This window comes from Novosphingobium sp. BL-S-33, assembly GCF_056857025.1.
Window position 1 is genome coordinate 1,115,123 of record NZ_CM166474.1, and the last position, 21,002, is coordinate 1,136,124.

Sequence of the window (21,002 nt, forward strand, 5' to 3'; positions counted from 1 at the left end):
GATCTAGCCCCCGCTTGCTCCGAGCGTCATGTGCTCGCCCTCGATCCTGACGTTGCCGACGTGGGAGAGGAACGACTGGCCGAGCAGCGAGACATCCAGTCCCGAGGGCACGATTGCGGCCTGAACGTCATGCGCTTCCAGCCCGCCCAGTTCCATTCGCCCGATGCTGACCGGCACGCCGTAGACCGTCCCGTTGGCGCCGCGGCCGATGGGCATCAGATCGCTGTCGTTCCAGTCGAGCCCGATGGCGCGCGCGTCGTTGCCGGTCAGCGCGACGATGGTGGCGCCGGTATCGACAAGGAAGTGGGTGCGGTGCTGCTCGACATCGGCGTCGGCATAGAAATGCCCGTCAGGCGCGCGGGAAAGCACGGTTTCACCGGCGAGCCACGCCGTCTTGGCCGAACTGTCGTCGTGGCGGGTAGCGACTTTCGCATGATCGCTTCCACCCGCCTTGAGACCGGGCGCGATCCAGCCGACGAAGGCGACCGTGCCGACCAGCAGGAGGATAGGGCCCATGCGCATGGGCCAAGGCTAGGCGCGAAGGCTTAAGCGGCGGTAAAGCCGGCCTCGTCGCCCTCGTGATCGGCGGCATAGCCGTGATGCAGGCCCGTCGCGGCCAGTGCGGCCATCTGGCCGACCAGCAGGGCATCCCACGCCATCAGCCCCCAGACCAGCCATTGAGGCCGATCCAGCGCGGCAATATGGTCGGCGCGGTGCAGCGTCTGGAGCAACAGCCAGACCGGACCGATGTGGAGCAGAATCCGCAGTGCCTTGGCCCAGCCGCTGCGATAGATCGCCACCAGCCCGGTTTCGCGGTCACCCAGCAGTCCGCCCACCATCAGCACGAGCCCGGGCAGGCTGGCGAGCGTCAGCGCCATGCCGAGCGTGGCTTCCGTCACTGGCGAGAGTCGCGGTCCAAACATGCCGGGCAGTGAAACTGCGACCTGCACGAACAGCCCCAGCAGAACCTGCTTCCAGCCGATCCCGGCAAGGCTCCAGCCGCGAATCCCGGCACCGCGGTTCGCCCAGAACCGGGCGCCGACCAGCACAGCCAGAACCAGAGCCGCGATCTTCACAACGCCAAAATTCGTGCGCATCGGATCGAGCGCGAGGCTGGCGAAGGCATCCTGGTTGGCGAACATGCCGAGCCGGATTTCCACCGCGTGCTGCGCGAATTCGGGGAGCACCGCGATCAGCGGCACCAGCGGCGCCAGCCGCCACAGACGCAGCGAATCGCGCAGCGTTACGCCGATACTGGCAAGCTCACGGCTCAGTCGGTTCATTCGGCGGCCTGAGCTTCCCCAGCCGCGTTCGCCGCCTCGATCTCGGCCGCCTTGGCTTCGACCAGCTTCACGATGTGATCCAGCATGTCCTCGGACTGGACGACATGGTCGGTCACGCCCGAGAGGTAGACCATGTGCTTGCCGTTGCCGCCGCCGGTTAGGCCGATGTCGGTTTCGCGCGCTTCGCCCGGGCCGTTGACGACGCAGCCGAGCACGGAGAGCGAAAGCGGCGTCTTGATGTGTTGCAGGCGGTCTTCCAGCGCCTCGACCGTGCGGATCACGTCGAAGCCCTGACGGGCGCAACTGGGGCAGGAGACGACGCGGACGCCGCGCGTGCGCAAGCCGAGCGCCTTCAGCATCTCGAAGCCGACGCGCACTTCCTCTTCCGGCTCGGCCGAGAGCGAGACGCGCAAGGTGTCGCCGATGCCCGACCACAGCAGCATACCCATGCCGATCGACGATTTGACGGTGCCGCCGATGAGGCCACCCGCTTCGGTGATGCCCAGGTGCAGCGGGCAGTCCACCGCGTCCGCCAGCCCCTGATAGGCGGCGACGGCCAGGAACACATCGCTGGCCTTCACGGCCACCTTGTATTCGTGGAAATCGTGGTCTTGCAGCAGCTTGATATGATCGAGTGCGGATTCGACCAGCGCTTCGGGGCAGGGCTCGCCGTACTTTTCCAGCAGGTCCTTTTCGAGGCTGCCGGCATTGACGCCGATGCGGATCGCGCAGCCGTTGGCCTTGGCCGCGCGCACCACTTCGGCCACGCGTTCGGACGAGCCGATGTTGCCCGGATTGATGCGCAGGCAGGCCGCGCCCGCGTCAGCCGCCTCAAGCGCGCGTTTGTAGTGGAAATGGATGTCCGCGATCAGCGGCACGCGGGCCTCGCGCACGATCTCGCGCATCGCCGCCGTGCTTTCCACATCGGGGCAGGAGACGCGAATCAGATCCGCCCCTGCATCCTCGCAGCGGCGGATCTGGTCGATCGTCGCCTTGGCGTCGGACGTGAGCGTATTGGTCATGGTCTGCACCGTGATCGGTGCATCGCCGCCGACGGGGACATTGCCGACCATGATCTGGCGGCTCTTGCGGCGCTCGATGTCGCGCCAGGGACGTACGGATGACATGGCGCTTCTATAGTCGTTCACGGTGACGGTTTGAAGCGCGATTACGGTCGGCCCGGATCTATGCGGCGCAAAACGAAGAAGGGGGCGAGACCATGCGGCCTCGCCCCCTTTCAATTCTTCACGCCTTGGCGTGCGCTCAGGCCAGAGCGGCCTTCAGCGCATCGGCCAGATCGGTGCGCTCCCAGGGGAACAGGTCGCCCTCGGGCTTGCGGCCGAAGTGGCCGTAAGCGGCGGTCGGGCCGTAGATCGGCTTGTTGAGGCCGAGGCCGACGCGGATGCCGCGCGGGGTCAGGCCGCCCAGCTTGTCGGCCGCGACCTTGGCGATCGCCACTTCCAGATCGGCATCGGCAACCGAACCGGTGCCGTGGGTGTCGACATAGAGCGAAAGCGGGGCCGACACGCCGATGGCGTAGGACACCTGGATCGTGCAGCGCTTGGCCAGACCGGCCGCAACCACGTTCTTGGCGAGGTAGCGGGTGACATAGGCGGCCGAACGGTCGACCTTGGTCGGATCCTTGCCCGAGAACGCGCCGCCGCCGTGGGGCGAAGCGCCGCCGTAGGTGTCGACGATGATCTTGCGTCCGGTGAGGCCGGCGTCGCCGTCTGGGCCGCCGATTTCGAACTTGCCGGTCGGGTTGATGTGGAAGGCGGTTTCGTCGGTCACGAAGCCCTTGGGCAGGATCTCGGCCACGACCTTCTTCACATAGGCCTTGAGTTCGGCGTCCTGCGCACCTTCGTGGTAGCCGGGCTTGTGCTGGGTGGAGACGACCACGGCGGTCGCTTCCACGGGCACGCCGTTTTCGAAGCGCAGCGTGACCTGGCTCTTGGCGTCGGGCTCCAGGAACGGTGCGGCGCCAGAGTGACGGTCGGCGGCAAGGCGCTCAAGGATCTTGTGGCTGTAGTCCAGCGTGGCCGGCATGAGGTCCGGCGTTTCGTCGCAGGCGAAACCGAACATGATGCCCTGGTCGCCCGCACCTTCGTCCTTGTTACCGGTCGAATCGACGCCTTGCGCGATGTCCGCGCTCTGCGGGTGCAGGTGGTTTTCGAAGACGAGGTCCTGCCAGTGGAAGCCGGGCTGTTCGTAGCCGATACGCTTCACGGTTTCGCGGACGACGGTCTGGATCTCTTCCTGTGCGCCATCTTCCCAGTGGCCATCGGTATCGATCATGCCCTTGCCGCGCACTTCACCGGCCAGCACGACGCGCTGGGTGGTGGTGAGCGTTTCGCACGCGACGCGCGCTTCGGGATCCTTGGAGAGGAAAAGATCGACGATAGCGTCGGAAATCTGGTCCGAAACCTTGTCGGGATGACCTTCGGAAACGCTCTCGGAAGTAAAGACGTAGCTATTGCGCATCTGGACACCACATATAAAGAAATCTTTATGTCCTCCCGGGTCTAGCCTCCCCGGCGACGGAGCGCAATGCCCGAAACCGCAATCGCCAACAGAACTGCGGCAAGCGCCAGCGGCAAGCGATTGCCCCAGCGCGCAAAAGGCGTGGCTTCGTGGGCGGGCGGGATCAGTCCGTCGATCCGGCCGGCCTGATGCCAGGGCACGTAGGCGCGAACCAGCCCGTCCGCGTCGATCACCGCGCTGACGCCGGTGGTGGTGGACCGCATGATCGGCAGGCCTTCCTCGATCGCGCGCAAACGCGCTTGCGCAAGGTGCTGCGGCGGACCCCAGCGGCCGAACCAGCCATCGGTGGAAGGGTTGAAGATATAGTCGGGCCGCACGCGCGGATCGACGATCTGGCCGCTGAAGATGATCTCGTAGCAGATCTGAATCCCGGCCTTGCCCCAGTCACCGAAGTCGATCGTGCGCGGACCCGGACCGGGCCAGAAGTCCAGCGCGCCCGGCACAAGGCGGGTGGCGCCCAGCGGTTCCAGCAGCCAGCGCAGTGCAAGGTATTCGCCGTAAGGCACGAGGTGCGCCTTGGAATAGGAGGCGATGAGGTTGCCGTGCCCGTCGATGGCCGAGACCGAATTGCGCGCGGCCACTTCCTCGTCGTCCTTGATGACGAGGTCCACGGCGCCGGTCAGCAGCAGGCCGTAAGGGCCGATCACCCGGCCGATGCGGCGGCGCGCGAGCACCGGGTCACCCGCATACGTATAGATGCGGTAGAGATAGGACGGATAGCCGTCGCGGATATAGTCGCCCAGACCCGATTCGGGCCAGAACACCACGCGCTTCTCGCCCGGCCGCCGGGGCAGCGAGAGGCGGGCCATGGTGTCGAAATTGTTCTCGAAATTGCGGGGATCTTCGATGAATTCCTGCCGGATATCGGGCTGGATCAGGGTGAAGCGAATCGCGCCTTCCGCGCGCGCGGCCCACGGGTCCGGCCGGGACATCAGCATCGTCAGCGGGGCATAGACCGCCAGCACGGGTAAGACCCACGCCCAGCGCAGGGCGCCCCGTCCGCCCAGCGCGAGCCGGACCAGCAGGCCGGGCAGGGCGGCCAGCAGCACCAGCACGCCGGAGAGCCCGTAGGTGCCCGTCCAGGGCGTTATCAGGGCCAGCCCCCGCGTGTCGAAACCGCCCAGCAGCGCCACGCCCAGCGGGTTCCAGGCGAAGCCGGTGAAGAGCCACGCCCGCAGCCATTCGGCGACGATCCAACTGCCCGCGAAGGCCAGTCCCAGCACTGCGAAAGCCCCCGGACCGCCTTTTGCCCCGGCTTTGCCCCGGTCCAGCTTCAGCACCAGCCAGCCGCCCGCCGCCGCCAGCGCCGGGAAGAGCGCGAGGTAAAGCGAGAGGAGGAAAACCGCGATCATGCCCAGCCATGCGGGCATCGCGGCCTGATAGGTGAAGGCGGTTGCGATCCAGTTGTTGCCGAGCGTGAAGTGGCCCAGCCCGAAGCACCAGCCGATGAAGAAGGCGCGTTTCCAGCTAGGTGCACAGGCCACCAGCTCGATCAGAATGGCCATCCCCAGCAGGGTGAGCGGCCATAGCGCCAGCGGCTGGAATCCGCAGGCGGCGATGGCGCCGGCCAGAATGGCGGCAGGACCGGTCACCAGTTTGCTCACAAGGCGCGGGTGCCGGGCCAGGATAGGGCGGCCGGATTCGGCCGGTACGGATTTCACGGCTGGGCCTCGCGGCGAAGGAGTTCCTTGGGCGAGGCTATGTACGGTACTTGCCGCGCGGCGCAAGCGATCTCCGTGTCGGGACTGGCGGATTGCCGGTTTGAACGGAAACGGCCCGGGATCCACCTTGGCGGAACCCGGGCCGTTTCTGTTGGCGGCAAAAGACGCGGAACTTAGGAGTTCACGGCCTCAAGCGTGCTGTCGCCAGCCTCATCCGCAGGCGGCGTGGCCTTGCGGGTGCGGCGGCGGCGGGGCTTTTCCTCGGCCTTGGCGGCTTCGGCATCGACTTCGGCGGCTTCGTCCGTGCTCGGCTGGGCCTTCTTGCTGGCCTTGGCCGAGATGGCCGGGGGCAGCGTGGAAGGATCGAGCGCGGGCTCGGCAGCAGCTTGCGGGGCAGCTTCCACGGGGGCGGCATTGCCGTCCGCTTCGGCGGCTTCACCGTCCTCGCGGCGGTCGCGGCGCGGCTTGCGCTGCTTCAGACCGCGATTGCCACGGGGTTCGCCGCGAATGTCGCGAACGAAGGGGTTTTCGGCCGGTTCGTAGACCGAACGTTCGCCTTCGCTCTCGCCTTCGTTGCCGGCGGTTTCGATGTTGTCTTCGGCCGGAGCCTCGACACGCGGCGCACGTTCCTGACGCTCAGGGCGGTCCTGACGTTCGGGACGGTCCTGGCGCTCGGGGCGTTCCTGACGCTCCTGACGTTCGGGCCGATCCTGACGCTCCGGACGGTCCTGCCGTTCGGGGCGATCCTGACGTTCCTGCCGTTCAGGGCGCGGTTGGCGGTCCTGCTGATAGCTGCGCTCGGCCGTCGATTCGAAATCGCCGTAATCGTCGCCGTACTCGTCCGAATAATCGGGCGTGCGATCGTCACGACGGGGTTGGCGCGCGTCGTCCTGACGCTGTTTCTGGTCGGCCAGCACGCGGAAATAGTGATCCGCGAACTGAAGGTAGTACTCCTCCGTCACACGATCACCGTTGAGGTGGGAATCGTGGGCGAGCTTCCTGTACTTCTCCAGCAGCTGCGGCGCGTTGCCGCGTGCCCTGCTGTCGATCCGGTTCGTTTGCTGACCGCCCTGCGGGCGATTGTTACCGCGGCCGCGCCGACGGTTATTACCACGATTATTATTCAAGGATTATTTCCTCAAAACCCTGGGTATCGGCCGGATCCCATCGGGCCGAACTGCCGTACGTCACAAGATCACGGAGCGCCCCCGCGTGCCGTGACTTCCACCTCTGCCGTGCCGTGCAGCGTTGCTGCCGCGACTGTCATGCAAATGATGGAGATGAAGCGTCCGCATGGGAAATTCCATCCATGTGCCGCTTCGCCTTAATCCTTAGGCATTCCGGCGCCGGATTCCAAGCGGAATCTCACGCGCCTGTTGAAAACTCCAGCACGCGAGGGCGATTTCCGAGGTCGCGGTGCAAACGACTGGAAAGACCGGCTTCGCGCCCGATCGCCGCGACCGACTCGGCCTGTTGATAGCCGATCTCGACCAGCGCGATGCCGCGCGGGGCGAGCAGGCGGGCGAGCTGGGGCACCAGGATTCGATAGTCGTCCAACCCGTGTTCACCCGAATAGAGCGCGCTGGCCGGCTCAAAGGCGGCGACCGAGCGATCCAGCGCGACAGTGGTCTCGACATAAGGCGGATTGGCGAGGATCAGGTCGAAGGGGCCGCCCAGTGCGTGGTCCCAGCCGGGGGCGTGCCAGTCGGCCAGGGCCATGCGGGCGCGTTCGGAAAGTCCCAGCGCCTCGGCATTGCCCGCCGCGACCGCAAGCGCGCCCGGCGAGCTGTCTATGCCCACCCCGCGTGCCTCGGGCAGATTGGCGAGCACCGCCAGCAAAAGAGCGCCCGATCCGGTGCCGCAGTCGAGCACGGTCCGGGCGTCGGGCCGGGCCGCCAGCGCGGCCTCGACCAGAACTTCCGAATCGCCGCGCGGGATCAGCACGTCCGGGCCCACCGCGAAGGGCAGGCCGAAGAATTCCTGAGAGCCGGTGATGTAGGCGACCGGCTCGTGCCCGGCGCGGCGCTCGACCAGTGCCGTGAAGCCCTCGGGCGCGGGGTCGCGCATGCGGGAGAGCAGCATCGAGGAGCGCGTGGTGCCCAGTGCGTGGGCCATCAGCACTTCGGCGTCGAGCCGGGCGGTGTCGCTGGTTGCCGCGAGGCGGTCCGCGGCCTTGCGGATGGCTTCGCCGACGGTGGGGCCGAGGGCGGGGGGCGGCTCAATCATCCTTCGACAGGCTCAGGATGAGCGGGGAAGGAGTGATTGGGGCAAGGAGCAAGCGGGAAAGAGGGCCAAGTTGCACCCAGTCCCGCTCGCCCTGAGCTTGTCGAAGGGCCAAGCGCAACGCCAGCCCGGTCAAGCATCCATGGCCGCAAGGCGCTTGGCCTCGTCCTCGGCGATCAGCGCGTCGACCAGTTCGCCCAGACCCGGACCTTCGAGGACCTCGGGCAAGCGATGGAGCGTCAGGTTGATGCGGTGGTCGGTCACGCGGCCTTGCGGGAAATTATAGGTGCGGATGCGCTCCGAACGGTCGCCCGATCCGACCATGGCCTTGCGCGCCTCGGCCTCGGCACCCTGCGCCTCGTCGCGCATCTTCTCGTAGAGACGCGCGCGCAGGACCTGCATCGCCTTGGCCTTGTTCTTGTGCTGGCTGCGCTCGTCCTGGCAGATCACGACCAGCCCCGACGGCAGGTGGGTGATGCGCACGGCCGAATCGGTGGTGTTGACGTGCTGGCCGCCCGCGCCCGAAGCGCGGTAGATGTCGATCTTGAGGTCCTTGTCCTCGATCTGGACATCGACCTCGGTCGGTTCGGGCAGCACCGCGACGGTCGCGGCCGAAGTGTGGATGCGCCCGCCCGATTCGGTCACCGGTACGCGCTGCACGCGGTGGACGCCCGATTCGAACTTGAGCTTGGCGAAAACGCCCGAGCCCGAGACATTGGCGACCACTTCCTTGAAGCCGCCGATGTCGCTGGCGTTGACGCTGATCATCTCGACCCGCCAGCCCTGCTCGGCGGCATAGCGCTCGTACATGCGATAGAGATCGGCGGCGAACAGCGCGGCCTCGTCGCCGCCGGTGCCGGCGCGAATTTCCAGCATGGCCGGGCGCACGTCTGCGGTATCGCGCGGGAGCATGGCGATGGCCAGCTTGCGCTCTGCCTCGGGCAGTTCGGCCTTGAGGCGGTAGACCTCCTCCTCGGCCAGCGCGCGCATGTCCGGGTCGGGATCTTCCAGCGTCTGGAGCGCTTCCAGCTCGCCGCGCATCGACACGACCTCGGCGGCGATGCGGGCCACGGGTTCCAGTTCCGCATAGTCACGGCTGGCGGCGACGAAGGCGTCGCCTTCCAGCGTGCCGGACGCAAGGCGCGCCTCAAGCTCGGCGAAACGGGCGCCGAGCTGGCCGAGGCGGGCGTCGGAAATGGACATCAGGTGGCTCCCACGCCGATTTCGATCCGCACTTTATCCGTCATCCCCGCGAACGCGGGGATCCCGCTTGTTCTGGCGGCGTGGCGAAAAGGAAGCGGGGCCCCCGCATGCGCGGGGGCGACGGCATTGTATATCGCTTCGGTGTGTGTTGCGTCAGTCGAGAGGAGGTCAGCCGAAATCACGGGTGGACCGACTGGAGAACCTGCTCGACCGCGAGATATTCGGCGGTCGGCTCGGCGGCGCGCAAGTTGGCGACCGGCTGGCCGTCCTTCGTGCCGAACGAGATGAGCACTTTCGCGCCCATCTTCACCGCCTTGTCGAAGCGCTTGCGCGGGCTGCCGGTGGCGATCATCTCGGCATCGAGGCCCTGGAAACGCAGCGCGGTGATGACCTTCTGCGCATAGGCGAGCGCGGCATCGTCCTCGACCGCCAGCACCACGGTCAGCGGTGTCTCGGCCAGCGTGCCCGCATCGGCGACCAGCATGGCGAGACGCTCGATCCCCGCCGCCCAGCCCACGGCCGGGGTCGCCGGACCGCCGAGGCTTTCCATCAGCCCGTCATAGCGGCCGCCGCCGAGCACAGTGCCCTGCGCGCCGAGGCGGCTGGTGACGAATTCGAACGCCGTGTGGCGATAGTAGTCGAGCCCGCGCACCAGCGCCGGGGCGCGTTCGTAGGCTACGCCCGCCGCGTCGAGGCCTTGCGTCACCGCGGCGAAGAAGTCCTGCGCCTCGGCCGAGAGGAAATCGTCGATACGCGGGGCGTCAGCCACGAAGACCTTGTCGCGCGGATCCTTGGAATCGAGGATGCGCAGCGGATTGCGCTCGAGGCGATCCCGCGAATCCTCGGAGAGATCGGCCTTGTGGGCGCGGAAGTATTCGATCAGCGCCGCGCGCCAGCTGTCGCGGCTGGCCGCATCGCCCAGCGTGTTGAGCTGGAGCGTCACGCCTTCCGAAATCCCCAGTTCCTTGAGGAGCTGGTCGGCAAGCACCAGCAGTTCCACGTCGGCGGTCGGTTCGGCCGCGCCGATCAGCTCGGCGTCGATCTGGTGGAACTGGCGATAGCGGCCCTTCTGCGGGCGCTCGTAGCGGAACAACGGGCCGTGCGTGGCGATCTTGACCGGGGCGAACTGCTTCCAGCCGTTGGTCAGATAGGCGCGGGCGATGCCGGCGGTGAATTCGGGGCGCAGCGTGAGCGGGTCACCGCCGCGGTCCTCGAACGAGTACATTTCCTTGGATACGACGTCGGTGGTCTCGCCGATCGAGCGCGAGAACACGGCAGTATCCTCGAACACCGGCATTTCCGCGCGGCGGAAGCGGTAGAGCTTGCGAATGCGCTCGAACGTCTCGACGACATGCGCGAAAGCCTCGGCGTCTGCGCCGAAGATGTCCTGGGTTCCGCGGATCGCCTGAGGCGTCTTGGTCGATGTAGTGCTCATAACGCGCGCGCTTAGCCCGATTGCGGCGGCGGGGAAAGTGGCTGCGGTGCAAGCGGGGGATTGGGCGTGGAAATAGGCGGGCCCTGTCCTCCCCGGCACGGGGAGGTGGCAGCCCGCAGGGCTGACGGAGGGGATTCGCGTCCTCACGTGACCGTTGCGTCGTGGCATCCTTCGACAAGCTCAGGATGAGCGGGGCGCGGTTCCCCATCCCCTCTACCCTGGCAGAAATGGATTCCGCTCATCCTGAGCTTATCGAAGGCCCGCTCATCCTGAGCTTGTCGAAGGACCGAAAATTACCGCACCTGCTGGACCGGAACGCATGAGTGAATTGGATGGTTGCCAAATCCCGCAACAGCCGCAAAGAATGGCGAAATGAAATATCGTACCGCGGTCGTCACGCTCTTCGCCCTCCTTTCCGTTTCCACCCCGGCGCTGGCGCAAGCTTCGGCGCAGGAGTCTGCCACGCGCACGACTCCAATGGCGCCCGCGCTACCCGATCCACTGCCTGCGGCGCAGGACAAGCCCTACGCGGGCACGATCACGCTCGACATCGATGCCAGCGACACCGTGCGCGGCGTCTATAAGGTGACGCAGCAGGTCCCGGTCGCCCCTGGCACGCGGAACCTGATCCTGATCCAGCCGAGCTGGCTGCCCGGCAATCACTCGCCCACCGGCCCCTTCGCGCTGCTGGCGGACATCCACTTCTTTGCCGATGGCAAGGAAATCACGTGGCAGCGGGACACCGTGGCCGTGAATGCCTTCCATCTCGACCTGCCGGCCGGCACCCAGATGGTGACGGTGAAGTTCGTCCACACCTCGCCGGTGCAGGCCAAGGAAGGCCGCATCACCATGACGCAGGAAATGCTCAATCTTCAGTGGGAGAAGATGAGCCTCTATCCGGCCGGTTATTACACGCGCGGGATCACCTTCAAGCCGACCGTGAAGTTCCCGGCGGGCTGGACCGTCTACACCGCGCTCGACGGCAAGGCCCAGCAGGGTGACACCGTCACCTGGAACCCGATCGATTACGAGCGCCTTGTCGATTCGCCGATCTTCGCCGGCAAGTATGCCCAGAGCTGGGATCTCGGCCACGGCGTGAACATGAACGTGGTGGCGGATGAGCCCAAGCTGCTCGGCATCAAGCCCGAGAACATGCAGACTTATCGCAACCTCGTCTCGCAGGCGCTGTTCACGTTCGGCGCGCGCCACTTCGACCATTACGACTTCCTGCTGGCGCTGACCGACCGCATGGGCGGCATCGGCCTCGAACACCACCGTTCGAGCGAGAACCAGATGGAACCGCGCGTCTGGGTCGATTGGGACAAGATGGACTGGGATCGCAACGTGATCCCGCACGAGTTCACCCATAGCTGGAACGGCAAGTACCGCCGCCCGGCCGACTTGTGGACGCCGGACTTCCAGCAGCCGATGCAGAACACGCTGCTCTGGGTCTACGAAGGCCAGACGCAGTTCTGGGGCTATATCCTCGCCGCGCGTTCGGGCGTGCAGACCAAGCAGACCACGCTCGACACGCTGGCCGGCGCCGTCGCCCGCTATGCCGAGGCGACGCCGGGCCGTGGCTGGCGTTCGGTGGAAGACACCACCCACGCACCGATCATCAACGAGCGCCGCCCGCTGCCCTATACCTCGATCACCCGCACCGAGGACTACTATGTCGAAGGCGCGCTGACCTGGCTCGAAGCCGATCAGATCATCCGCCAGGGCACCAAGGACGCCAAGGGCCTCGACGATTTCGCCAAGGCCTTCTTCGGCGTGCGCGATGGCGACTGGGGCGAGCTGACCTACAACTTCGACGATGTCGTGAAGACGCTGAACGGCGTCTACCCCTACGATTGGGCCAGTTTCCTCAAGACCCGCATCTACGCCACCAACCAGCCGGCGCCCACCAAGGGCATCGAGATGGCCGGCTACAAGCTGGTCTGGAAGGACACCCAGAACGCCTACGAAAAGGGCCTCGGCGATTCGCGCAAGTCGCTGGACCTCAGCTACTCGCTGGGCGTGTCGCTCGACAATGAAGGCACTGTCACCGCCACGGTGTGGGACAGCCTTGGCTACAATGCCGGTCTGGTGGGCGGCGTGAAGGTCGTCGCGGTGAACGGCAGGGCCTATAGCGCTGACGGGATCAAGGACGCGATCACTGCCGCCAAGACTGCCAAGGAGCCGATCAGCCTGCTGGTGAAGCGCGGCGATGCGTTCCAGACCGTCTCGCTCGATTACCACGGCGGCCTGCGCTGGCCCTGGCTGGAAAGCACTACGCCGGGCAAGGCCAACGGGCTTGACCGCCTGCTGGCGCCGCGCACGAAATAAGTAAAACCGGCTCAGGCCGGCGACTATTCGGAGCGGGGTCGGGCCATGGTCCGGCCCCGTTTCGTTTGTGTGCAGGCGGCGGAAATGCGGGGCCGGGCGGCCGATGTTGTCACATCCGCGCACGGATCCGGTCATGTTTTGTCACGGCAGCGGTTCCGCGATCCTTGCGCCGCAAGTGCGAATAGGCGGTTGCGATGCATTAACCGTCCCGCTAAGCCCCGCCGTCAAAGTTCAAGGCGGCGCACGCTCAGTAGCGCCGCTCAAATCGTGCCCGTTGAAAAGGACCAACATGCGCATCGACATGATCCCTGTCGGCAAGAATCCGCCGGAGAGCCTGAACGTCATCATCGAGGTTCCCGTTGGCGGTGAGCCGGTGAAGTACGAATTCGACAAGGATTCGGGCGCGCTCTTCGTGGACCGCATCCTGCACACGCCGATGCGTTACCCCGCCAACTACGGCTTCGTTCCGCACACGCTTTCGCCCGACGGTGACCCGCTCGACGCGCTGGTCGTTGCCCGTTCGCCCTTCGTGCCCGGCTCGGTCGTGCGCGTGCGCCCGATCGCGGTGCTGAACCTGGAAGACGAGCACGGCGGCGACGAAAAGCTCGTTTGCGTGCCCGACGACAAGACCTTCCCGTACTACTCGGACGTGCAGGAAAAGGGCGATCTTCCGCCGATCGTGTTCAGCCAGATCGAGCACTTCTTCACGCACTACAAGGACCTTGAGGCCGAGAAGTGGGTGCGCGTCGGTACCTGGGGCGGCGCTGACGAAGCCCGCCAGATCGTTGTCGAGGCGATCGAGCGCTATGAGGCGGACAAGGCTGCCAAGGCCTGAGCCACTACAAGTTCACACCCCATGTGAAGGAAGGGCCGGCGGAGTGATCCGTCGGCCCTTTTCCGTTCCGGGGTCGGACTGAATCCCTCCCGTCATTAGGGGAGGATACCCGAACGTCAGTCCGGTTGGCGCAGTTCTTCCACCAGCCTCGGGACATCGGCGAGTGCGCGCAGAGCGTCGTTGAGGTGCGTGCAGCCTTCCGGACCGCGCAGCATCTCCAGCACATCCTCGCGCACTTGGCCGAGATTGCGGCCGACCAGACGCGCGACGTTGTGGACCGCGCCGGGGCATTCGCGGAACGGCAGGATGCGCGCCTCGGGATCGAGGCTCAGCACTTCCAGCGTCTCCGCATCGACGGTCGCGGCAAGGTTGTATTCGTGGATGGCGACGCGGCCGCCTTCGCGCAGCTTGGCGCTGTCCTGAAAGGCCGAGGCGATGCGGATCAGGCCGCCGTCGCGCGTCACGTCGATGCGGCGGGCGCGGCGGAAGCCGGGGCCTTCGTGTTCGAGGAACTGGTGCCAGCCCTCGGGATCGGCGGCGTTGCGAAGATTTCCCGCGTCCGCATCGGCCACTTTGTCGAGCGCGGCGGTGCCGGAAACACCGCTGTTGCCCTCCTGAAGGCCCCAGCAGACATTGGCGCGCTGGGCCAGCGCGGAAGCGCCGTCTTCCGCGCCCAGCCGCTCGCGCAGAAGGTCCATGCGTTCGGGGTACCACTGGCCCCACGCGAACGAGGAGACGAGCGCGGTGCCGGAAAGGTCGTCCAGCACGAGATAGAGCGGATCGGCCTGCGCGATCAGTTCGGGCATGATTTCGCGCAGGGCCATGCGCAGATGGCCGCCGGCGCGCGCGCCGACGAGTTGGCCGATCGTCGCCGGGGCCGGGTCGGCGGCGATCCGGGTGATCGTCTTGTCCTCGGTCATGCGCAGCGAGAATTCGCCGGTGGCCAGTGTATGGCCCTTGCCGTCCGGGCCGGTCAGGTAATCGCGTGCGCGGCCGACAAAAAGGCGCTCGCCTTCGGGGCCATCGGGCCAGGCCACATCGATGCTGGACGTGCGGCGCAGCGAGTTCGCGGGGCGCACCGGGGCCGGGTTCGCCGTCTGGCGCGGGGGTGGCGGATAGGACGCGGAAGGAATCGACGTGGTCATGGTGGCATCCTGCGATTTTTGTTTTCGCCGATCAGCCTGACACCTTCACCAGCAGCTTGCCTAGATGGTTGTTGCCAGAAAACACCCCGGCGAAGGCTTCAGGCGCGGAATCCAGCCCTTCGACCACCGATTCCGGGCAGCGGATGCGCCCCTCGGCAATCCAGCCGGCAATATCGTCGAGCGCCTGCTGGCCGCCGACGAGAAAGCCGCCGAAGCCCTTGATCTCCAGACCCTTGGACATGATCGCGCGGAAAAACCCGGGCAGACGGTCAGGCCCCGGGCCTTCGAGTCCCATCCCGTAATAGGCGATGAAACCGCAGACCGGCATCCGCGCGCCGCGCTTGAGATGGGGGAGGACGGCCAGCATCACGTCGCCGCCGACATTATCGATGAAGACATCGGCGCCTTCGGGCAGCGCCTTGGCGAGTTGCTCGGCGAAGTCGGGCGCCTTGTAGTCGGCGGCGGCATCGAAGTCGAGGTCGATCAGGCCCCGGCACTTGTCCGGCCCGCCGGCGATGCCGATCACTCGCGCGCCGCGTATCTTCGCGATCTGCCCGGCAAGGCTGCCCACCGCGCCCGCTGCGGCCGAGATGACCACCGTCTCGCCCGCCGCGACGCGGCCGATGCCGATCACGCAGGCATGGGCGGTCTGCCCCGGCATCCCCAGCGCGCCCAGCGCGGTGGAGACGGGTGCCTGCGCGGGATCGAGCTTTCTTGGCGGCCCGCGCCAATCGGCCTTGTCCGGCGCGACGAGGGCATATTCGCGCCAGCCGGTGCGATCCTCCACCACGTCCCCCACCGCATAGCCGGGGTGGTTGGAGGCGACGACTTCGCTCACCGTCGGGCCGTACATGACCTCGCCGGGATGGACCTGCGTCACGCCGGAAAGGCGCTTTTCGTCGATGGCGAAGCGGATCAGCGGGTCGAGGCCCAGCCACAGCGTCCGCAGCAGCACCTCACCCTCGCCCGGCGCGGGAATCGGGGCCGCTTCCACGCGGAAGTCCGAAGGCTTCGGGTTGCCTTGCGCATAGCGTGCCAGCACGACCTGCTTCATGGTGCCGCTCACCTGAGTTTCACCGTCACCGCCGACATGCCGCGATGGTCGAGGCCGCGATATTCGGGCTTCGGCTTGGCCGGGTCGAGCGTCATGTTCGGGAAGCGGTCGAGCAAGCCGTTGATCGCCACCACCATCTCCTGCCGGGCGACATCCATGCCCAGACAGCGGTGCGGGCCGAAGCCGAATCCCATGTGATGCTCCTTTCGGCGGAAGATGTCGTATTCCTCGGGCTTGTCGAACACCGCCGGATCGTGGTTCGCGGCGCCGAGGCACAAGTGGATGCGGGTGCCGGCGGGGACTTTCACGCCCTCCATCTCGGTATCCTCCATGCAGAGGCGCATGAACACCGGATCGGTGGCACGCCAGCGCAAGCCCTCTTCCACCGCAAGGTCGATCAGGCTGCGGTCTTCCTTGCAGGCATCCCAGAAGTGGCGGTGTGTCATCAGCGCATCGATGGTGATGCCCAGTTGCCGCCACGTGGTGCCGCCGCCCGCGAAGATGGCGAGCTTGCAGTAGCCGAACAGTTCATCTTCGGTGAGCGGGCGCTTGGAGCCGTCCTCGTGCGTGATCTCGCAGGCGATCAGGCCGGCGATCAGGTTATCGCCGGGCTCGCGGTGGTTCTCCGCGATCAGGCGGCGCAGCGTGCCGTCGACCCAGGCGCGGGCCTGCGCCGCTTCCTCGGGCGGCAGGTTGCGCGCGCCGAAGGTGGCACGGTTGAGCTGATAGCGGAACTCGATCACGTCCTCGCCTTCCAGCCCGATGGCGCGGGTGACGGTGGCCATCGGCAGGCGCGCGCAGAGGTCGGTGTTGAGGTCGGTCGTCTCGCGGTCCTTGATCTGGTCGAGCAGGACATCGACCGTCTCCTCGATCCAGCGCTTGTTCCACCAGTCCAGCACCTTGGGCCGCTTGAATAGTGGCTGCGCGGCGGAGCGCAGGCGCTTGTGCGGCTTGCCGACCATCGAGAGGATGGTGGTGCCGATCGTCCGCACACCCGCACTCTCGTTATAGCCCTCGGAGGAATAGAGCTGGTTTTCGCGAAAGCCGATCTCGCAAGCGCGGTAGGAGAAGAACGTCATGTTCTCGCGCGGCGGGCCGAGCATCGAGACCATTTCCGGCACGCCCAGCAGTTCGCGCAAGGTACCCTTGTGGACCGCGCCCGCCTCGCGCAGGCGGTTCATGTCCTCGGTATAGTCGCGCGTCGGGTCGACACCGGAATTGGCATCCACTTTGTCGACATCGAACATCTCCGCATAGCGCGGATTGTCCGACAGCAGCGATGCGAGCGCGTTGGAGCGGGAATCGTTACCCGAATAGGGACAGGTCGCCATGGTCAGCCTCCTACCTTGCGACCGGCCGAGAGCCCCCCGTCCACGGGAAGATTCACGCCGGTCACGTTGCTTGCGAGATCGGAACAGAGGAACAGCGCCGCCGAAGCGGTGTCGCGCGGATCGATGGCGCGGCCGAGCGGGTGGACGCGGCCCATGCCTTCGAGAATGCGGTCGCGGTGCTCGCTGTCGGGGTCCATGCCGGCATAGTGAGTGAGCATGCCCGCCGGGCAGACCGCGTTCACGCGAATGCCCTTGTCCGCCACTTCGATGGCGAGCGCGCGGGTAAGCTGCACCACCGCGCCCTTGGTGGCGCCGTAGAACACGCCGCCATAGCCGATCAGCCCCGCGACCGAGGCGGTGGAGACGATGGCCCCGCCGCCTTGTCCGTCCTTGGCCTGCCTCTCGAACTGCCGGATCGCCGACTGGCACCCGTGGACCACGCCCATCACGTTGACCTCCGAAACGCGGCGCATGTCCTCGCCCTCGCACTCGATCAGACTGCGCAGGCCCTTGCCGGGGACCGGGCTGATCGTGATCCCGGCATTGTTATAGAGGCAATCGAGCCGCCCGAAGGCCTCGACCGCCGCCGCGACGGCATGATCAACCGAGGCAGGATCGGCCACGTCGCATTCCACGGCAATGGCCTCGCCATTCTGCGCGCGGACCATCGCTGCCGTTTCCGACGCGTTGTCCGCATTCACGTCCGCCGCGATCACCTTGGCGCCGTGTTCGGCAAAGAGTAGGCAGGCGGCACGGCCAACGCCCGATCCGGCCCCGGTAATCAGTGCAACTTTGCCTTCGAGCAGTCCCTGCATGCTGGTCCTCCCTTACCCGCCGATGTTCAGCGTGGTCATGATCTGGAATTCGCGCAGGCCTTCGACGCCGCGCTCGCGGCCAAGGCCGCTCATCTTGATGCCGCCGCTGCTGGCATGGCTGGACATCAGCGCGCCATTGACGTTGACCGTCCCGCTGCGGATTTGCCGGCCCACTTCCAGCGCCTTGACCTTGTCCTTGCCGTGGATCCAACCGGACAGGCCGAAGCGGCTGTCATTGGCCATTTCCACCGCGTGATCGAGGTCGCGGTAACCGAGCACCGAAACCACCGGCCCGAAGATTTCCTCCTGCGCGGCGGGATTGGCGTTGTCCGGCAAGTCGAGCACGGTCGGCTCGAAGAAATAGCCCTTTTCCAGCCCCTCCGGCCGCTTGCCGCCGCAGACCACACGGCCGCCCCCGGCGACGGCGGCGGCAACGAAATGCTCGCACCGCGCGCGCTGACCCGCACTGATGACGGGGCCAAGCTGGCTCGCCGGATCGCGCGCCGGGCCGATCTTCACGCCGGACAGCAATTTCGCCATCGCCTCCAGCACTTCGGCCTTGCTCTCCTGTGGCACGAAGACACGGGTGCCCAGTACGCAGCCCTGCCCGGCGTGTGAGGTGCAGACGCTCATCGCCGCCATCGCCGCGCGGTCCACCGAATCCGGCAGATAGATCTGCGCCGACTTGCCACCCAGTTCGAGCACCAGCCGCTTGAGCGTGGTCGCCGCCTGCTTCGCGACTTCGACGCCCACGGTGGAGGAACCGGTAAAGCTCACCATGTCCACGCGAGGATCGCTGGTCAGGGCCTGCGCGCCGTCCACGCCCTGCTCGATGACAAGGTTGAACACACCCTTCGGGAGGCCCGCTTCCTCAGCCGCCTCGGCAAAGACCAAAGAGGACAGCGGCGTCAGCGGATTGGGCCGCAGGATCACCGTATTGCCCGCCATCAGCGCGGGCACGACTTTCCAGAGCGCGGTGTAGAACGGCACATTGTAAGCCGAAATCGCCGTCACCACCCCGATCGGCGACCAACGCGTCACGCTCTGCACCGCGAAATGGGCGTTCACCCGCTCGTGCAGGGGCAGCGGATTGTCCTCGACCTCGGGCAGGCGGAGGAACAGTTCGACGATCTCGCGCGCCATGCGCAGCGGCGAGGCGACTTGCGCGCCCATGACCGTGGAGGAAACCGGACAGCCCGCTTCGAGCACGGCCAGTTCCTTCAACCGGTCGGCGCGGGCGGCCATGGAGTCGGCAAAGCGCATCATCGCCGCGCCGCGTTCCTGCATGGTGAGGCCCGACCATGCGCCCGAATCGAAAGCCCGCCGCGCGGCGGCAATCGCGCTCTCCACCTGATCCGGCGAAAGCCCGGTAACCTGTGCGACATGGCTCTCGTCGGACGGATCGAGCACGTCGAACGCCCCGCCGTTCCCGGCAACGAATGCGCCATCGATGAAGCCTGCGTGAGTCAGCGGCTCTCTCCCAGTTAATTCGTATTTGCGAATTTATTTTCGCAAACGAGACTATCGAAGCGAAGAAGGCGCGTCAATCGCGAGGGCGCTGGCTGGAACCGGATCGTCCGCTTGCGGTTGCCTCGCTTTCCGGGGCTGCCTATCTCCGGCATCAGCCCGCGGCCTCAGGAATGTGGCGCGCACGAAACGAGCGAGGAACCGCAAGACCATGGCTTTCACCGATTTCCTCCGTCAGCAGTGCTACATCGACGGCCAGTGGTGCGATGCCGATAGCGGTGCCACGTTCGAAGTCACCGATCCGGGCAGCGGCGCCGTGCTCGGCACTGTGCCGAAGATGGGCGCAATCGAGGCCAACCGCGCCATCGACGCGGCCGAAAAGGCGCTCCCCGCCTGGCGGGCCAAGACCGCCGGTGAGCGTGCCAAGCTGATGCGCAAGCTGTTCGAACTGATGATCCAGCATCAGGACGACCTTGGCGAGCTGCTCACCCGCGAACAGGGCAAGCCGCTGGCCGAAGGGCGCGGCGAGATCGCCTATGGCGCCAGCTTCATCGAGTGGTTCGGCGAAGAGGCCAAGCGCGCCTATGGCGACACCATCCCCGGCCATGCCGCCGACCGCCGCATCGTCGTCATCAAACAGGGTGTCGGCGTCGTTGCTGCGATCACGCCCTGGAACTTCCCCAATGCGATGATCACCCGCAAGCTGGGCCCGGCGCTCGCGGCGGGCTGCACGATCGTCATCAAGCCCGCGTCGGCAACGCCCTATTCGGCGCTCGCCATCGCGCATCTGTGCGAACTGGCGGGCATTCCGGCGGGCGTCGTCAATGTCGTGACCGGCAGCGCCGGGCAGATCGGCTCTGCGCTGACCACCAGCCCCAAGGTTGCCAAGCTGACCTTTACCGGCTCCACCGAGATCGGCCGCGACCTGCTGCGCGAATGTGCCGAGACGATCAAGAAGACCTCGATGGAACTGGGCGGCAATGCGCCGTTCCTCGTGTTCGACGATGCCGATGTCGATGCCGCGATCGACGGCGCGATGATCTCCAAGTTCCGCAACGGCGGCCAGACTTGCGTGTGCACCAACCGCTTCTACGTGCAGGACGGCGTCTATGACGAATTCGTGGAGAAGTTGGCCAAGCGCGTCTCCGCCATGAAAGTCGGCTACGGCATGGACGCGGGCACCGAAGTCGGCCCGCTGATCGACGTGAAGGCGGTCGAAAAGGTGGAAGAACACCTTGAGGACGCCATCGCAGGCGGCGCCAAGGTTCTGGCAGGCGGCCAGCGCAACGAGCGCGGCGGTTCGTTCTTCAACCCCACCGTGGTTGCGGGCGTGAAGCCGGACATGAAGCTGGCGAAGGAAGAGACTTTCGGCCCGCTCGCGGGCGTGATCCGCTTCACCGACGAGGCCGACGCCATCCGCATGGCCAACGATACCGAATTCGGCCTTGCCAGCTACTTCTACGCCCGCGACATCAGCCGTGTCTGGCGCGTGGCAGAGGCGCTGGAGGCGGGCATGGTGGGCATCAACACCGGGCTGATCTCGACCGAAGTGGCGCCGTTCGGCGGCGTGAAGCAATCCGGCCTCGGGCGTGAGGGATCCCACTACGGCCTCGATGACTACATGGAGGTGAAGTACCTCTGCATGGGGATCAAGCCGTCGGCCTGATTGCACGTCGCGACC

At 66.4% G+C, this 21,002-nt stretch carries 17 protein-coding genes; 3 read left to right on the forward strand and 14 right to left on the reverse strand.

From position 1 onward, the window contains the following. Positions 1 to 3: 3 nt before the first annotated feature. The 9 genes from AC1VVM_RS05230 to hisS all read right to left on the reverse strand — a co-directional run bounded on the left by AC1VVM_RS05230 (position 4) and on the right by hisS (position 10,346). Positions 4 to 522, reverse strand: a complete 519-nt coding sequence (locus AC1VVM_RS05230) for a retropepsin-like aspartic protease family protein (protein ID WP_482956028.1) — start codon at positions 520 to 522, stop codon at positions 4 to 6. Between the two features lie 23 nt (positions 523 to 545). Then, positions 546 to 1,283: a hypothetical protein gene (locus AC1VVM_RS05235; RefSeq protein ID WP_482956029.1), complete on the reverse strand. Its 738-nt coding sequence runs from the start codon at positions 1,281 to 1,283 to the stop codon at positions 546 to 548. Beyond that, positions 1,280 to 2,410 carry a flavodoxin-dependent (E)-4-hydroxy-3-methylbut-2-enyl-diphosphate synthase gene (ispG, locus tag AC1VVM_RS05240; protein ID WP_482903023.1) on the reverse strand — a complete coding sequence of 377 codons (1,131 nt, stop codon included), beginning with the start codon at positions 2,408 to 2,410 and terminating at the stop codon, positions 1,280 to 1,282. Before ispG ends, AC1VVM_RS05235 begins: the two co-directional genes overlap by 4 nt. Positions 2,411 to 2,546: 136 nt before the next feature. Beyond that, entirely contained in the window at positions 2,547 to 3,764 is a 1,218-nt protein-coding gene (gene metK, locus AC1VVM_RS05245; RefSeq protein WP_482956030.1) for a methionine adenosyltransferase, read from the reverse strand. Positions 3,765 to 3,805: 41 nt separating this feature from the next. Next, on the reverse strand, positions 3,806 to 5,416 hold the full coding sequence (gene lnt, locus AC1VVM_RS05250; protein ID WP_482956031.1) for an apolipoprotein N-acyltransferase: 1,611 nt from the start codon (positions 5,414 to 5,416) through the stop codon (positions 3,806 to 3,808). A gap of 242 nt (positions 5,417 to 5,658) precedes the next feature. After that, the gene (locus AC1VVM_RS05255; RefSeq protein ID WP_482956032.1) at positions 5,659 to 6,612 is read right to left on the reverse strand and encodes a DUF4167 domain-containing protein; all 954 of its coding nucleotides are present in this window, start codon (positions 6,610 to 6,612) and stop codon (positions 5,659 to 5,661) included. A 238-nt stretch (positions 6,613 to 6,850) separates the two neighbouring features. Next, a complete protein-coding gene (gene prmC / locus AC1VVM_RS05260) occupies positions 6,851 to 7,711 on the reverse strand; it encodes a peptide chain release factor N(5)-glutamine methyltransferase (protein ID WP_482956033.1) in 861 nt (286 codons plus the stop codon). A 129-nt stretch (positions 7,712 to 7,840) separates the two neighbouring features. After that, positions 7,841 to 8,911, reverse strand: coding sequence for a peptide chain release factor 1 (gene prfA / locus AC1VVM_RS05265; protein ID WP_482956034.1), 1,071 nt, complete (start codon positions 8,909 to 8,911; stop codon positions 7,841 to 7,843). Between the two features lie 178 nt (positions 8,912 to 9,089). After that, positions 9,090 to 10,346, reverse strand: coding sequence for a histidine--tRNA ligase (hisS, locus tag AC1VVM_RS05270; protein ID WP_482956035.1), 1,257 nt, complete (start codon positions 10,344 to 10,346; stop codon positions 9,090 to 9,092). 372 nt (positions 10,347 to 10,718) lie between these two features. Between hisS and AC1VVM_RS05275 the strand changes: the two genes are divergently transcribed. Together AC1VVM_RS05275 and ppa are read left to right on the forward strand one after the other, a co-directional pair. Continuing rightward, positions 10,719 to 12,674 (forward strand): M61 family metallopeptidase, encoded by a 1,956-nt coding sequence (locus AC1VVM_RS05275; protein WP_482956036.1) that lies wholly within the window; start codon positions 10,719 to 10,721, stop codon positions 12,672 to 12,674. Positions 12,675 to 12,963: 289 nt separating this feature from the next. After that, positions 12,964 to 13,509 (forward strand): inorganic diphosphatase, encoded by a 546-nt coding sequence (gene ppa, locus AC1VVM_RS05280; protein WP_132388120.1) that lies wholly within the window; start codon positions 12,964 to 12,966, stop codon positions 13,507 to 13,509. Positions 13,510 to 13,625: 116 nt separating this feature from the next. Here ppa and AC1VVM_RS05285 read toward each other — a convergent pair whose 3' ends face one another. Genes AC1VVM_RS05285 through AC1VVM_RS05305 form a run of 5 tightly spaced genes read right to left on the reverse strand, consistent with a single transcriptional unit; the run spans position 13,626 to position 19,264 of the window. Beyond that, positions 13,626 to 14,654, reverse strand: a complete 1,029-nt coding sequence (locus AC1VVM_RS05285; protein WP_482956037.1) for a DUF2889 domain-containing protein — start codon at positions 14,652 to 14,654, stop codon at positions 13,626 to 13,628. A gap of 31 nt (positions 14,655 to 14,685) precedes the next feature. Next, positions 14,686 to 15,720: an NADP-dependent oxidoreductase gene (locus AC1VVM_RS05290; protein WP_482956038.1), complete on the reverse strand. Its 1,035-nt coding sequence runs from the start codon at positions 15,718 to 15,720 to the stop codon at positions 14,686 to 14,688. Next, on the reverse strand, positions 15,717 to 17,039 hold the full coding sequence (locus tag AC1VVM_RS05295) for a cytochrome P450 (RefSeq protein ID WP_482903032.1): 1,323 nt from the start codon (positions 17,037 to 17,039) through the stop codon (positions 15,717 to 15,719). Before AC1VVM_RS05295 ends, AC1VVM_RS05290 begins: the two co-directional genes overlap by 4 nt. A 2-nt stretch (positions 17,040 to 17,041) precedes the next feature. Beyond that, positions 17,042 to 17,854 (reverse strand): SDR family NAD(P)-dependent oxidoreductase, encoded by an 813-nt coding sequence (locus tag AC1VVM_RS05300; RefSeq protein ID WP_132388126.1) that lies wholly within the window; start codon positions 17,852 to 17,854, stop codon positions 17,042 to 17,044. Between the two features lie 12 nt (positions 17,855 to 17,866). Continuing rightward, positions 17,867 to 19,264, reverse strand: a complete 1,398-nt coding sequence (locus AC1VVM_RS05305; RefSeq protein ID WP_482956039.1) for an aldehyde dehydrogenase family protein — start codon at positions 19,262 to 19,264, stop codon at positions 17,867 to 17,869. Positions 19,265 to 19,532: 268 nt separating this feature from the next. On the opposite strand from AC1VVM_RS05305, the gene AC1VVM_RS05310 reads away from it, so the two are divergent. Next, a complete protein-coding gene (locus AC1VVM_RS05310) occupies positions 19,533 to 20,987 on the forward strand; it encodes an NAD-dependent succinate-semialdehyde dehydrogenase (RefSeq protein WP_482956040.1) in 1,455 nt (484 codons plus the stop codon). The last annotated feature ends 15 nt before the right edge of the window (positions 20,988 to 21,002 follow it).

Bases quoted from the DNA above. Each gene is read 5' to 3' on its own strand.
- AC1VVM_RS05230 (WP_482956028.1), bottom strand. From the start codon at position 522: ATGCGCATGGGCCCTATCCTCCTGCTGGTCGGCACGGTCGCCTTCGTC.
- AC1VVM_RS05235 (WP_482956029.1), bottom strand. From the start codon at position 1,283: ATGAACCGACTGAGCCGTGAGCTTGCCAGTATCGGCGTAACGCTGCGC.
- ispG (WP_482903023.1), bottom strand. From the start codon at position 2,410: ATGTCATCCGTACGTCCCTGGCGCGACATCGAGCGCCGCAAGAGCCGC.
- metK (WP_482956030.1), bottom strand. From the start codon at position 3,764: ATGCGCAATAGCTACGTCTTTACTTCCGAGAGCGTTTCCGAAGGTCAT.
- prmC (WP_482956033.1), bottom strand. From the start codon at position 7,711: ATGATTGAGCCGCCCCCCGCCCTCGGCCCCACCGTCGGCGAAGCCATC.
- prfA (WP_482956034.1), bottom strand. From the start codon at position 8,911: ATGTCCATTTCCGACGCCCGCCTCGGCCAGCTCGGCGCCCGTTTCGCC.
- hisS (WP_482956035.1), bottom strand. From the start codon at position 10,346: ATGAGCACTACATCGACCAAGACGCCTCAGGCGATCCGCGGAACCCAG.
- AC1VVM_RS05275 (WP_482956036.1), top strand. From the start codon at position 10,719: ATGAAATATCGTACCGCGGTCGTCACGCTCTTCGCCCTCCTTTCCGTT.
- ppa (WP_132388120.1), top strand. From the start codon at position 12,964: ATGCGCATCGACATGATCCCTGTCGGCAAGAATCCGCCGGAGAGCCTG.
- AC1VVM_RS05285 (WP_482956037.1), bottom strand. From the start codon at position 14,654: ATGACCACGTCGATTCCTTCCGCGTCCTATCCGCCACCCCCGCGCCAG.
- AC1VVM_RS05295 (WP_482903032.1), bottom strand. From the start codon at position 17,039: ATGGCGACCTGTCCCTATTCGGGTAACGATTCCCGCTCCAACGCGCTC.
- AC1VVM_RS05300 (WP_132388126.1), bottom strand. From the start codon at position 17,854: ATGCAGGGACTGCTCGAAGGCAAAGTTGCACTGATTACCGGGGCCGGA.
- AC1VVM_RS05310 (WP_482956040.1), top strand. From the start codon at position 19,533: ATGGCTTTCACCGATTTCCTCCGTCAGCAGTGCTACATCGACGGCCAG.